The sequence below is a fragment of the Pedobacter sp. W3I1 genome (assembly GCF_030816015.1).
Taxonomy (GTDB): domain Bacteria; phylum Bacteroidota; class Bacteroidia; order Sphingobacteriales; family Sphingobacteriaceae; genus Pedobacter.
Map to the genome: position 1 here is coordinate 688,902 of NZ_JAUSXN010000001.1, position 13,333 is coordinate 702,234.

A 13,333-nucleotide genomic window follows, 5' to 3' on the forward strand; every position below is an offset into this window, starting at 1 on the left:
CTAAATCGTATATTTCCTCCCGGCCGTTTATGTTTTTATAAGCGGAGGAGAGAACATTAAAATTGATTTAAAGATCAATTTTAACTAAGTTTGGTATACTCATGAAATTTAAAATCACCTCAGAATATCAACCCACCGGAGATCAGCCAAGCGCTATAAAACAATTGGTAGATGGCGTAAATGCCAACGAACATTATCAAACTTTATTAGGGGTTACGGGATCGGGAAAAACATTTACGATAGCCAATGTGATTGAGCAGACACAGAAACCCACCTTAATTTTAAGTCACAATAAAACTTTGGCGGCGCAGCTTTACGGCGAGTTCAAAAATTTCTTTCCTGAAAACTCAGTGAATTATTTTGTTTCTTATTACGATTATTATCAACCAGAAGCTTTTATCGCATCAAGCAATACTTATATCGAAAAAGATCTGAGTATAAACGAAGAAATTGAAAAACTCCGGTTACGCACTACATCTTCGTTAATGAGCGGTAGACGCGATATTATAGTGGTATCATCCATCTCCTGTATTTATGGTATGGGTAATCCGGAAGATTTTTCACGGATGGTTTTCCGTTTTGGCGTGGGCTTACGGATTTCGAGGAATGCTTTTTTGCATAGCTTGGTAGAGATTTTATATTCCAGAACTACAACAGACTTCAAGCGCGGAACCTTTAGGGTTAAAGGTGATACGGTCGATATCTATCCTGCATATCTTGATCATGCTTATCGGATTTCATTTTTCGGTGATGATATTGAAGAACTTTCAGCCATTGATCCCGTTTCTGGTAAAACAATAGAGAAGCTGGAAGACATGGCCATTTATCCTGCCAATCTTTTCGTCACGCCAAAAGACAGATTTAATTCATCTATCTGGGGAATACAAGAAGAGCTGGAAATTCGTAAGAACCAATTAATTGCAGACAGGCATTTGTTGGAAGCAAAACGTCTGGAAGAACGTACTAATTTCGATATCGAAATGATGAAAGAATTGGGTTATTGTTCTGGTATCGAAAACTACTCCCGTTTCTTCGATGGAAGGCAACCCGGCATGCGCCCTTTCTGTTTGTTAGATTATTTTCCGGAAGATTATTTAATGGTGATAGATGAAAGTCATGTTACCGTTCCGCAAATCAGGGCCATGTATGGCGGAGATAGGTCTCGAAAATTATCTTTGGTTGAATATGGCTTCCGTTTACCAGCCGCATTGGATAACCGACCTTTAAACTTTAACGAATTCGAAGCCCTTGCCCCACAAACCATTTATGTAAGTGCAACGCCTGCCGAATACGAACTGGAAAAGTCAGAAGGTGTGGTAGTAGAGCAGGTAATTAGGCCAACCGGATTATTGGACCCTGTTATAGAGATTAGACCTGCAATTAACCAGGTTGATGATCTTTTAGATGAAATCGATATTACCATCAAAGAGGGTGGACGTATTCTGGTTACTACTTTAACCAAACGTATGGCTGAAGAATTAACGAAATACCTGGATCGTTTAAATATCAAAACCAGGTATATCCACTCCGAAATTAAAACCTTAGAACGTGTAGAAATTCTTCGTGGTTTACGTTTAGGAGAATTTGATGTGTTAGTTGGGATTAACCTCTTGCGTGAAGGTTTGGATTTACCTGAGGTTACTTTGGTGGCTATTTTAGATGCAGATAAAGAAGGTTTCTTGAGGTCTGAAAAATCGCTGATCCAAACCATTGGACGCGCTGCCCGGAACGATAAAGGCCGTGTAATTATGTACGCCGATAGCATTACAGATAGCATGTCGAAAACCATCTCTGAAACGAACAGGCGTAGGGATATACAGATTGCTTATAATCTTGAACATGGCATTACGCCTAAAACCGTTGGTAAATCAAGAGAAGCAATTTTAGAACAGACCTCAGTGCTCGATTTCTCGCAAAAAGCAAGCGATAACAAAGCAAGAGCTTATGTCGAAAATGCAGAAATCAGTATTGCAGCAGATCCAATTGTACAGTATATGGGTAAAGCGGAACTGCAGAGGGCAATTGATACGACCAGGAAGGATATGCAAAAAGCCGCAAAAGACATGGACTTTTTGCAGGCAGCCAAACTGCGTGATGAAATGTTTGCTTTAGAGAAAATGTTTAACGAGAAGTTCGGCAAGTAACGTTTTAGTTTTAAAGAATGATTTTTAGATAATTTGGATTACAATTGCAATTCAATAAGTTATCTAAAAATCATCAAATGAAATCTTTAAAACTAGTGACGCTGATCGTACTCGGCGTTATGGGTCTGAAAAGTCAGGCCCAAAATTCTGCGACAATATCCCTGCCGCTTGCAGGCAATGCTTACAGTTCTCTACATCAGGATTCTGAAAGGACCCTGTCTAATAGAGGAATTATAAACTGGTCTAATCCAAAAGAATATTTTACGGTGTATTTCAGGGTTTCCAGGCCGGGTACCGTAGTTATTTCACTAAACGATAAACCTATTGCCGAGGGCCAATCTATCCTGGAATTTGCGATCAATAATCAACCTAAAAAAGTAAGTATCGATGAAACTAAAGCTTTCGATGGCAAGATTGGCGAATGGACCGTTAAAGATACCGGCTATGTTGCCCTAACCATTAAAGGAATTAGCAAAAGTGCTGGCAGATTTCCTTCAATACAAACCTTAACCATCAGCGGTACAGCTCTTGAAGGCAAAACGGCCTATGTTAAAAACAACGAAGGTAACTTCTTTCATTGGGGCAGACGCGGGCCATCAGTTCATTTAAACTACCAACAACCAGAAAATGTAAATGCAGAGTGGTACTACAATGAGGTAACCGTACCAAAAGGTGAAGATATTTTAGGCTCTTACTTTATGGCGAATGGATTTGGTGAAGGTTATTTCGGTATGCAGGTAAATAGTCCAACAGAACGACATATCTTGTTTTCGGTATGGAGCCCTTTCCATACCGATGATCCTAAAAGCATTCCGGAATCGCATAAGATTAAAATGCTTAAGAAAGGAGAAGGTGTACACACAGGAGAATTTGGTAATGAAGGCGCAGGAGGTCAGAGTTACCTGAACTATATGTGGAAGGCAGGAAACACCTATAAATTCTTGTTGCATGGTGCGCCTGGAAAAGATAGCCTAACCACGTATACGGCTTATTTCTTTGCGCCCGAAACCAATAAATGGCAGTTGATAGCCAGTTTTACCAGGCCACAGACTAAAACTTATTTAAAACGCTTCCATTCCTTTTTAGAAAATTTCTCACCTGTGCAGGGAGACTTATCGCGAAAAGTTTTGTTTAATAACCAATGGATCTGCGATGATAAAGGCACTTGGATTGAATTAAAATCTGCGCGCTTTACTACCGATAATACAGGAACAAAAGGATATCGGATGGACTATCAGGGGGGAGTAGATAAGGACGCCTTTTATTTAAAGAACGGTGGTTTCTTTAACGATTATACCACACCAGGAAAAATCTTTACCAGAAGCACTCCAGGTAAAAAACCCGAAATAGATTTCAATAAATTACCCTAACACTCAAAATAATTATGGAATTTTGAGGCTTTAATCATTATCTTATTTCAGCATACATGGACGGGCAAAACAGAAAAGACATTTATCCAGGATTAGAAGTCGGAATTATTTTAAAGAAAGATCAACGATCAGGAAACATCACTTATGGCGTGGTGAAAGATCTGCTTACTTCATCCGCATTTCATTCAAGAGGGATAAAAGTGAGGCTCGAAGATGGCCAGGTTGGCCGCGTAGCTGAAATTATTGAAGATTAATGGCGATATTAAAACCTTTATGGGCTTATTTACGTATTATATTTGTAATCAAAATGCAATTAAAGGCTCAATAAGTAACAAAATAAATTTTATGACGTCTATATTTGTAACAACAGTAATTTAAAGAATGGCATTAGTAAAATTTATTTTCATCACAATATTGGTACTTTGGCTGATCAGAATGTTGATTAGGTTAATTCTGCCAATGCTGTTTAATAACCTGGCCAGCAAAATGCAAAGTCAGGCTACAGGCCAGCAACAACAAAGACGGTCAAAACCCGAAGGCGCTATTTCGATAGATTATATGCCTCCAAAGCCTGATCAAAGTAAAACAGATAAACTCGGCGACTTCGTAGACTACGAAGAAGTGAAATAAAACTAAACCCTGAACTTGTTTCAGGGTTTTTTGTTTAAAGGAGGCTGTGTCATAAATTGTAATTCACTTTTATTTTGTCACGTTGAGCCTGTCGAAACGCCTTGTAAGGCATTTAAAACGGGTCCTTCGACCAGCTACCATTGATAGATTCTTATAGAAGGGTCGTCATTGCGAGGAGGAACGACGAAGCAATCTTTCCTGCTAGTGATCCTGCTATAAAGATTGCTTCGTCGGCTGAAAAAGCCTTCTCGCAATGACGATAATCTGAGGAGATTTATCTCCTTAAATCTCTTGTCATTAATATTGATTTTTATATAATAAATTAACCCTCAGGATGACAATTCTATATTTAGGACACAGACTCTTTTTTGTTTGAATTCAAAAAGCAATAATTTAAAGTATATAGTTTAAGTTTAATACTTTTAACTCTCAACTCGAAAACCAAAAATATACTGGCAACTATGAAATACTTTATTGTTTTTATCTCCTTGTGGATGATAAGTGCGAAATGCTTTAGCCAAACAAAACAGGATAGTTTAGAAATCAAACGTGCAGTCCTTGATTATATAGAATCGCAACATAGCCCAAACCCTAAACAAATGGAGCAAGCTTTGCACCCAAGGCTGGTTAAACGCACATTTTGGACGGATAAGGAAACCAACAAAGATTATGTTCGTGAAACCTCTGCAGAATCGATGGTTATCTTAGCTGAAAGCTATAACCGCAAAAAAGATAAATTCCCTGCTGTTCCTAAAAAGGAGATTAAAATGCTTGATATTTCTGAGAAAACAGCTTCGGTTAAACTAATAGCAGATGAATGGATAGATTACATGCATCTTGTTAAATTAAATGGTGCCTGGAAGATTATTAATGTGCTTTGGCAATTTAATGATAGCGCAAGGCACAAATAGCACACATTAACCTTCAGCTTGAAATTTGATTTCCTTATTTCTTTTCTCAATTAGTTTCAACATGTAATTTTTAAGAAATATTTTTTCTACAAGCCAGCCTAATAAGCCAAAAGGTGCCTGAAACTCAAAAACATCGGTCATTTCTGTCTGAGAATCTATTGTTATGAACTGGTGTTGGTGATGGAGTTTTTTAAAGGGACCTTTCACCATCTCGTCTACAAATAGCTTTGGATATTCCATTGTGCTAATCTTATTTGTCATTTCGAATGGAATGCCAAAATGCCTGGCTCGCCAGGTAACCGATTCATTTAAATCGATCAAACCACTTTTTTTTCCAGCTATTGCTTTTTCTCCAGAGGCTTTCATTGATTGTAAGTGGAGATCGATACTTCTGGCCAGATCGAAACAATTTTCAATTCGGGCGTTAATCAATGTTTTTAAGATAATTGTAGGCATCACTGTTAACTTTAGGCTTTTTCTACACTTTCATCTTCTTTGGTCTTTCAGCTTTAGTCTTTTCGGCCATCTCTTGTTTTAATTTTATGTTTTCAGTAAAAAAATGAAAGACATGGTTAAAAAATTAAACTAAACTTGAGGGTAAAACTTTTTAGGGTTTAGCGCTTGGCGTTTAGGGTGAATATGTCTTGATACTCGATACTTACTACTTGATACTCAAATCTTACTAATCAATACCTCTCTCTCAAATCTATTTAAACACCTTCAATACCGAACCCCAGAACCAGCTTTCTTCGGCTTTAAGCATCGTTTCTAACGTTTCATCTACGTTAACAGCCAGTTTGTTAATATCGCTTACTGATTTTTTGAAGGTTTTAAACGCCGGGTCTTTTTCATCACCTACTACCGTTGACAGCTCATTCAAAACTTTTAAAATAGGTTCTAATTCTCTTTTTTTTCGTTCTTTGGCTACCTGACGGGAAATATTCCAAACATCCTTATCGGCAAAAAAATATTCTTTGCGCTCACCGGCTTTGTGTTGTTTTTCAATTAAGCCCCATCCAATTAAATCGCGCAGCGTCATGTTGGCATTGCCCCTGGAAATACTAAGCGCTTCCATAATTTCTTCGGTGGTAAGTGCTTCAGGCGTAATTAACAATAGTGCATGTACCTGGGCCATGGTGCGGTTAATTCCCCATTCGGAGCCTAATTTACCCCAGGCTTCTATAAATTTTAATTTCGCTGCTGCTAGTTCCATACACAAATATAAATTTATTTTTAAACTTTCAATAATTCTTGAAAGTTTGTTTGTTTGAAGCTATTTGCTCTCGCGTTGTATTTTATCTAACACCATCTGCCAGCTGGTATCATTGTTATTTACTTTTTTTAACAGATCAGCGTGTGCCCTATCGAAATAGACAGATAGTTTTATTACAGGTAAAGCCAAATCTGGTTTAAACATAGTCCCCGGAGCAAACCCTGGTTCATTATTCTTCGCCCGGTCGCGGTCGAATTTAACGGTGGTATTTACATATTCTTCGTGTTGTTTTTCGCCATTGATGTATGGAATCAGCCATTCTACCGATTTTTTGATCGACGATCCTTTTGGCGACTCGTAGTTATAAAAATTAGTACCGTTTGCCCTATCAATTATAATGGCCAACTTTAGCATAGGTTCCAGGTCGTAAATGTGGTAATGCATGGCATCGCGCTCTTTAAAATCCAAACTTGTTCCATCGGGATATAAATTGATATTAATGTGGCTCTTCAAATTTTCGATGGTCCATTTAATAAAATTTTGATTGTTTAAGGTATAACCAATTTCACCAACTTCTTTTAGCCGGTGGGCGTTCCAATTATTAATGGCCGTGGCTCTCCCTGCTTTCATTCGTTTGCTGTTAATTTCTGCCCAGGCCGTTTCAGTAAGCCATTGCTCAATCTGTTTTTTATCAGCTGTTGGGATATCTTTTTTAATCAGATCGAAAGCTTCAATGGCTTTATCCAGATTGGTATCGTCAATAGGATCGCCATTCGGTTTATTGATTTTGGCCCATGCATCAAGAAATTCTACACATTTGTTTAAATATTTTTGATCATCGGTAATCCGGTATTGTAAGGCCAGTGCAAACATTTTGTTCATATCAGCCAGCGCTAATCTGGTCTTTTCTTTTTTTGGATTTCCTTTCAATAATCCTTCAGTTCTGATGGTATCAATGGGGTTCGGTTGTTCGTTTAGATAATTTAATGTCGATTTTTCAAAGCCCAGGTATAGTTTTTGGGTTTCCCCATCATTTTTGATCTGGCTTTTCAGCTTTTTAATTTCATTGATATTTAAACTGACGAGCTGCGAAAACGAAGAAAAAGTTAATAAAGCCAGCGCGATTGTAACCACAAACTTTCTCATAATAAATAGGTTGAATTTTTATTCTTTGTTACAAATCTAATTTTTTATTCAGCATGCATTTAATTTATTACTTTTTTATACCGCCCAATTTTTTATTTTTGACGTTCGTTTAAACTTAAACAAACCTTAATGAATAACTGGTTTAATAAAAATGGCATTCACTTAGCCATTATTGCATTTTTTGTAGTCATCACTTTTGCCTACTTCAGTCCTGTTTTGGTAGGTAAAGCCCCTGCGCAAAGCGATGTGATCCAATCGCAAGCGATGCAAAAGGAAATTATGGACTTTAAAGAAAAGGATGGTAAGGCACCACTCTGGACCAACCAGATGTTTAGCGGTATGCCTGCCTATCAAATTTGGGTACCTTATGCCTATAATGGTGCTACTTATGGAATTGCTTTAATTACCAAAGCCTTGCCAAATCCAACAGGTACAGTTCTTTTATTGCTTTTAGGGGCTTATTTCTTGTTTATTGTATTAAAGGTTAATCCCTGGTTAGCTGCGGCAGGTGCAATTGCGTTTACATTTACGATGTACAATTTTGTGTTAATTGCCAGCGGGCATAGTAGCAAGGCCCTGGCGATTGGTTTTTTCGCGCCAATAATAGCCAGTATATTGTTAACCCTAAGGGGCAGATATTGGTATGGAGCGAGTTTAACGGCGCTATTCTTAGCGCTTGAAATAAGAACTAACCACGTCCAAATGACATATTATTTGATGTTGGCTATTTTTATTTTTGTTATTGTAGAGTTTTACCAGGCATTTAAAAACAAAACCGTTTCAAATCTATTAAGATCGTTCGCTTTTCTTGCTTTTTCGGTAGCTATCGCAATAATGATTAACGCCAGTTTGTTATGGTCTACCGCAGAATATGCGAAAGAAACAAACCGTGGCAAATCGAACCTAACCACTACAGAATCAGCACCAGCAGAAAAAGGGGCGGGCATGTCAAAAGAATATGCTTACCAATGGAGCCAAGGTGTTGGCGAAAGTTTTACCTTTTTAATTCCGGATTTATACGGAGGTGCTTCAGGAGTAGATAAGTTGGTGAAACCTGAAGGGAATATGTATAAAGCTGTTGCCGAAATTACAGGAGGAGACCCTACTCAAACCGCACAAGCGATCCAGCAATTGGGAGGGCAACTAAATATGCAACAGTATTGGGGTGAGAAACCATTTACCCAGGGAGGCTATTATTTCGGTGCAATTATCTGTTTCTTATTTGTTTTTGGCTTGTTCATTGTTCGTAGCCAGTTAAAATGGTGGATCCTGGCAACAACCGTTTTATTTATTTTACTTTCTTTTGGCCGCCACTTCCCGCTTGTAAGCGATTTATTCTTCGATTATTTCCCGCTTTATAATAAATTCAGAGCTGTTGAATCAATTTTGGCCGTAGTTGGCTTAATGGTTCCGATATTAGCCATTTTAGGAATCAAAGAAATTCAGGATGGAGCTATAGACCAAAAGGTTTTGATCAGGAAATTAACCTGGTCGGCTGCTATTACTGGTGGTTTTGCTTTAATTGTAGCCATCGTGCCTACACTGTTCTTCAGCTTTAAAGCATCAAACCATATGCAGATTGTGCAGGCTTTAACGCAGACTTTGCAAAATAATGCTGCCGTTGCGCAAAAGATAGCAAATGGATTAGTGGAAGATAGAATTGCAATAGGTCGTGCCGATGCTTTGCGTTCATTCTTTTTCGTGGTTATCGGTTTCGGAATCGTTTGGGCATTTATTACTAAGAAATTGAACTCACAACTGGCTTTAGGCTTGTTAGGGCTGGCTGTTTTGGTAGATATGTGGCAGGTAGACCGCAGGTATTTAAATAACCAAAACTTTGAATACAAAAAAACGGCTTCAGATTTTTTCAAACCAAGAGACGTTGATAATTTTATTATGGCGGATAAAGATCCGAATTTCAGGGTATTTGATGCTTCCATAAATACTTTTAGCGACGCCAGCACCTCTAATTTTCATAAAACAATTGGTGGTTACCATGCCGCTAAACTGAAACGTTATGATGAACTCATTCAGCATCAATTTACTAAAAGTGTTAACCAGGATGTTCTGGATATGTTAAATACGAAGTACATCATTACGCAGGATCAGCAAAACGGATCGTATAAAATGCAGCGTAATGCAACGGCTGCAGGTAATGCCTGGTTTGTACAAAGTGTGCAGTTTGCCAAAAACGCTGATGAAGAAATGAAAGCCATTAGCAGTTTTGATGCTAAAAAAGAAGCCATTGTTGATGAAAGCTTCAAAAATTCGATGGATACCAAGCGTTTGGGAACTGGGCAGGAAGGTTTTATTAAATTAACGAATTATAATCCTGATCATTTAACTTATGAATACTCAACCGCTAAAGATGTAATTGCAGTGTTTTCAGAAATCTATTATGATAAAGGTTGGAAAATGTATATCGATGGTGTTGAAAAGCCTTACTTCAGGGCAGATTACGTTTTACGTGCAGCGCAGTTAGAAGCTGGTAATCATAAACTTGAGTTTATTTTCCACCCAACATCGTATTATACCGGAGAGAAAATCTCTTTAGCAGGATCGATCTTATTGTTGGCCGGATTAGGTTTTGGCTTTTACTCAGAAGAAAAGAAGAAAAAGAAAGCTGTTAAGGCTTAATATTTTCTTAGATAGATTACACCCCGCAAGATCAAAATCTTGCGGGGTTTTGTTTTTAAGTTCTAAGTCGTTCACTCCCAGCAACTTATCATCTCTTCTTTTCTCCCGTCATTTCGAGCGGAGTGCAACGCAGTCGAGAACCCGAAGGCTCAGCGAAGCTAAATCTGTCCAGATAGATCTCTCCATTCCACTGCGTTCCAGTCGAGATGACGACCTTTCTTTTGGAATCCGTCAATGATTGCGCAGTCAAAAAATCTTTAAGATAAATTCACTGAGTACCTTGTGATTCTTGCCGTTCAAACTTGCGATCGTCCTCCTGAACTTGTTTCAGGATCTATAAGGTGCAATCAACCCTAAGCTTTATTCAACAATCCAAAGTCGATATCACGCTACGTGTCATCCTGAGCTTAGTCGAAGTTCAAAGTCCTTAAGTCAATTAAGCTATTCTGCAATTAACCAGTTAACCAATTATACAAGTAACCATACTAATGAACTATTTAACAAATACTCCTCCTACGTCATTTTAACAATCTTTAGCAAATAGAATAATAATTTAACAATGTCGTAACATTTGTTTGATATACAGAGTCTTACCTTTGTAATGTAAATCAGATGATATGTTAGAATCATTCTTTGCCGTGTGTTTATTAATTGTTGTACTTTATTTCTTTAGCCCCTTTGAGGTAAAACTCGATGAGGAAGAGGAGTGGTAACACAACTAATTTATCTCTAAACTGCTTTAACCGAGCGGTAATAAGATCTTTCCCCCTAAAATTTCCCGTTTATGGATAAAAGAAATGTCGATGTAGTCGTGATATCCGATGTACATTTAGGCACCTATGGTTGCCATGCAAAAGAACTTCTAAAATATCTGAAGAGCATAAAGCCAAAAACGTTGATCTTAAACGGCGATATCATCGATATCTGGCAGTTCAGCAAAAGTTATTGGCCCGAATCGCACATGAAAGTGATCCGTAAACTGATGAAATTCGTGTCAGAAGGTGTGCAGGTTCACTACCTGACCGGGAATCATGATGAGATGCTCCGCAAGTTTGATGGTATGGAAATGGGGACTTTCCACCTTCAGAATAAGTTAATCTTAGAACTGGATGGTAAAAAAGCATGGTTTTTTCATGGTGATGTTTTCGATGTAACCATGCAACATTCTAAATGGCTGGCTAAACTTGGCGCGGTTGGCTATGATACGCTTATCCTCATTAATAGTTTTGTAAACTGGATACTCACCGCATTTGGAAGAGAAAAGATGAGTTTTTCGAAAAAAATCAAAGCTAAATTTAAAGATGCTGTAAAGTTTATAAACAGTTTTGAGCAAACAGCAGCAGAACTGGCTATCGAAAAAGGGTATCAGTATGTCGTTTGTGGTCATATTCATCAGGCTGAGCAACGCGAAATTGCTACCGAAGATGGTAAAGTGCTTTACCTGAACAGTGGCGATTGGGTAGAAAGTTTAACCGCTTTAGAATATGAAAACAAAAACTGGACGGTTTTTAAATACGAGCATCAGCATTTTACGAAAGATGAATTGGATGAAGGAATCCTTTCTGATGCCGAGGATTTAAAAAGTAAACTGGACATAAATATTCTTTTACAGAATATAAAATATGAAATTGCCCAATAATTTATGATATTCGGGCATAAATGAAGATACTTTACGCAATACAGGGAACAGGTAACGGTCATATCAGTAGGGCGAGGGAAATTATCCCTTTGCTTCAGCAGTATGGCGAATTGGATATTTTAGTAAGTGGAACACAGGCCGATGTGAAACTCAGTCAGCCCGTAAAATACCAGTTACATGGCTTCAGTTTTATTTTTGGAAAAAAAGGTGGTGTAGACCATTTTAAAACATGGCTGAACATGAATCTTTTCCGCTTTAGGAAAGATATGAAGCAGCTGCCGCTTAAAGAGTACAATTTAATCGTTAACGATTTTGAACCTGTAAGCGCCTGGGCCTGTAAGCTGCAGGGCATAGAATGTGTGTCATTGAGCCATCAGGCTGCATTTAAATCTAAAAAAGTACCCCGCCCAAGAACTTTAGATTGGGGGAAGCTTATTTTGAGCCGCTATGCACCTACCAAATACCACATTGGCTTTCATTTCGATCGTTACGATAGCTTTATCCATACTCCGGTAATCAGGGCAGAGATCCGAAACCTGAAAAGTGAAAATTTAGGACATTATACGGTCTATCTTCCAGCCATTGACGATAAACGTTTGGTAAAGCTCTTTACACAGCTACCTGATATTACATGGCAGGTTTTTTCTAAACACAGTAAAGTTGCCTACCAGGAAGGGAACGTTTTTGTGGAGCCTGTTAACAACGAAAAATTTAATAAAAGTCTGGCCACTTGTGAAGGTTTGTTTACCGGCGGTGGTTTCGAAGGCCCCGCAGAAGCACTTTATTTAAAGAAAAAGTTGCTGGTTGCGCCTATGCGTTTTCAGTTTGAACAACAATGTAATGCCTATGCCTTAAAACAGTTTGGGTTGCCTGTGATTTGGGGAAGTACCAGAAACTGGTTGCCTATTATCAAAAACTGGATAGAAAATCCGCAACAGCATGAGTTTAATTTTCCGGATGAAACTGCCCAAATAATTGATGATATGGTGAAGAAATATGCCAGGGTTTAGTTTTTAGTCCTGAGTCTTAAGTCGGCAGTCTTGAGTCCAAAGTCGATTCCCTCGGATTGTCATCCTGAGGAGTAATTTATTTTATCCCCTCGAGATACCGTCATTTCGAGCGAAGTGCAACGCATTCGAGAAATCTGCCTAGATAGATCTCTCTCCTGAAAGTTCGGGACTGCGCTTCAGTCGAGAGGACGACGATTCTATCAGAATCTGTCAATTATAGCGTAGCCGAAGGATCTCTATGATGAACCTACTCACCAGCGTTAGCTGTTTGATTTGGAAATGAATGCTAGTAGCTTTTGGCTTGTACAGCCCCGTCATTCGTAATTTAGTGGCGATTCATCGGTAAAGTATCGGGGCTGTCGCTACTCCCGGGTTTATTTAACGCAGAGCAGCACTTTTGGGCATGGTTAGCTACATCACCTATTAGAATTTTCTATAACATTTCTTCTTTTTACCTACCAAACGGTCTTCGACTCCGCTCAGACTGACAAATCTTTGAGTATATTTTAATCTTTCGGCTTATTCTAATTCGTGACACAATACTGCGTCATCTAAACCTGACAGGAGCGGGCACCGAACGTAGTGAGGTAAAGCGGATGGCAGGGCTGGTTGAAGCGATACAAACAGGAACCT

General features: G+C 38.5%; 11 protein-coding genes. 8 read left to right on the plus strand and 3 right to left on the minus strand.

Going from position 1 to position 13,333, the window contains the following annotated elements:
- The first annotated feature begins 101 nt into the window (after nt 1-101).
- The 5 genes from uvrB (at nt 102) to QF042_RS03005 (ending at nt 5,055) form a co-directional block, all read left to right on the plus strand.
- The gene (gene uvrB / locus QF042_RS02985; RefSeq protein ID WP_307525216.1) at nt 102-2,144 is read left to right on the plus strand and encodes an excinuclease ABC subunit UvrB; all 2,043 of its coding nucleotides are present in this window, start codon (nt 102-104) and stop codon (nt 2,142-2,144) included.
- Nucleotides 2,145-2,221: 77 nt separating this feature from the next.
- Complete coding sequence (locus QF042_RS02990) at nt 2,222-3,514, plus strand: DUF3472 domain-containing protein (protein WP_307525218.1); 1,293 nt, start codon at nt 2,222-2,224, stop codon at nt 3,512-3,514.
- Between the two features lie 56 nt (nt 3,515-3,570).
- Nucleotides 3,571-3,768, plus strand: a complete 198-nt coding sequence (locus QF042_RS02995) for a YwbE family protein (RefSeq protein WP_086548157.1) — start codon at nt 3,571-3,573, stop codon at nt 3,766-3,768.
- Between the two features lie 127 nt (nt 3,769-3,895).
- A complete protein-coding gene (locus QF042_RS03000; protein WP_230151222.1) occupies nt 3,896-4,144 on the plus strand; it encodes a DUF4834 family protein in 249 nt (82 codons plus the stop codon).
- Nucleotides 4,145-4,605: 461 nt separating this feature from the next.
- Nucleotides 4,606-5,055, plus strand: a complete 450-nt coding sequence (locus tag QF042_RS03005) for a nuclear transport factor 2 family protein (protein WP_307525224.1) — start codon at nt 4,606-4,608, stop codon at nt 5,053-5,055.
- A gap of 6 nt (nt 5,056-5,061) precedes the next feature.
- Here the strand turns inward: QF042_RS03005 and QF042_RS03010 are convergent, their stop codons facing one another.
- From QF042_RS03010 to QF042_RS03020, 3 genes are all read right to left on the minus strand, one after another.
- Complete coding sequence (locus QF042_RS03010; RefSeq protein ID WP_307525225.1) at nt 5,062-5,511, minus strand: SRPBCC family protein; 450 nt, start codon at nt 5,509-5,511, stop codon at nt 5,062-5,064.
- Between the two features lie 250 nt (nt 5,512-5,761).
- Nucleotides 5,762-6,268, minus strand: a complete 507-nt coding sequence (locus QF042_RS03015; RefSeq protein ID WP_307525227.1) for a GbsR/MarR family transcriptional regulator — start codon at nt 6,266-6,268, stop codon at nt 5,762-5,764.
- Nucleotides 6,269-6,328: 60 nt separating this feature from the next.
- Nucleotides 6,329-7,414, minus strand: coding sequence for an alginate lyase family protein (locus QF042_RS03020; protein WP_307525229.1), 1,086 nt, complete (start codon nt 7,412-7,414; stop codon nt 6,329-6,331).
- 129 nt (nt 7,415-7,543) lie between these two features.
- Here QF042_RS03020 and QF042_RS03025 point away from each other — a divergent pair, with 129 nt between their 5' ends.
- The 3 genes from QF042_RS03025 (at nt 7,544) to QF042_RS03035 (ending at nt 12,700) form a co-directional block, all read left to right on the plus strand.
- Nucleotides 7,544-10,051 carry a YfhO family protein gene (locus QF042_RS03025; RefSeq protein WP_307525232.1) on the plus strand — a complete coding sequence of 836 codons (2,508 nt, stop codon included), beginning with the start codon at nt 7,544-7,546 and terminating at the stop codon, nt 10,049-10,051.
- A 784-nt stretch (nt 10,052-10,835) separates the two neighbouring features.
- A complete protein-coding gene (locus QF042_RS03030) occupies nt 10,836-11,690 on the plus strand; it encodes a UDP-2,3-diacylglucosamine diphosphatase (protein ID WP_307525234.1) in 855 nt (284 codons plus the stop codon).
- A gap of 20 nt (nt 11,691-11,710) precedes the next feature.
- Nucleotides 11,711-12,700 (plus strand): glycosyltransferase family protein, encoded by a 990-nt coding sequence (locus QF042_RS03035; protein ID WP_307525236.1) that lies wholly within the window; start codon nt 11,711-11,713, stop codon nt 12,698-12,700.
- Nucleotides 12,701-13,333 lie beyond the last annotated feature (633 nt).

Excerpts from the sequence above, each read along its gene's own strand:
- uvrB (WP_307525216.1), top strand. The coding sequence starts at position 102 with ATGAAATTTAAAATCACCTCAGAATATCAACCCACCGGAGATCAGCCA.
- QF042_RS02990 (WP_307525218.1), top strand. The coding sequence starts at position 2,222 with ATGAAATCTTTAAAACTAGTGACGCTGATCGTACTCGGCGTTATGGGT.
- QF042_RS02995 (WP_086548157.1), top strand. The coding sequence starts at position 3,571 with ATGGACGGGCAAAACAGAAAAGACATTTATCCAGGATTAGAAGTCGGA.
- QF042_RS03000 (WP_230151222.1), top strand. The coding sequence starts at position 3,896 with ATGGCATTAGTAAAATTTATTTTCATCACAATATTGGTACTTTGGCTG.
- QF042_RS03005 (WP_307525224.1), top strand. The coding sequence starts at position 4,606 with ATGAAATACTTTATTGTTTTTATCTCCTTGTGGATGATAAGTGCGAAA.
- QF042_RS03010 (WP_307525225.1), bottom strand. The coding sequence starts at position 5,511 with ATGCCTACAATTATCTTAAAAACATTGATTAACGCCCGAATTGAAAAT.
- QF042_RS03015 (WP_307525227.1), bottom strand. The coding sequence starts at position 6,268 with ATGGAACTAGCAGCAGCGAAATTAAAATTTATAGAAGCCTGGGGTAAA.
- QF042_RS03020 (WP_307525229.1), bottom strand. The coding sequence starts at position 7,414 with ATGAGAAAGTTTGTGGTTACAATCGCGCTGGCTTTATTAACTTTTTCT.
- QF042_RS03025 (WP_307525232.1), top strand. The coding sequence starts at position 7,544 with ATGAATAACTGGTTTAATAAAAATGGCATTCACTTAGCCATTATTGCA.
- QF042_RS03030 (WP_307525234.1), top strand. The coding sequence starts at position 10,836 with ATGGATAAAAGAAATGTCGATGTAGTCGTGATATCCGATGTACATTTA.
- QF042_RS03035 (WP_307525236.1), top strand. The coding sequence starts at position 11,711 with ATGAAGATACTTTACGCAATACAGGGAACAGGTAACGGTCATATCAGT.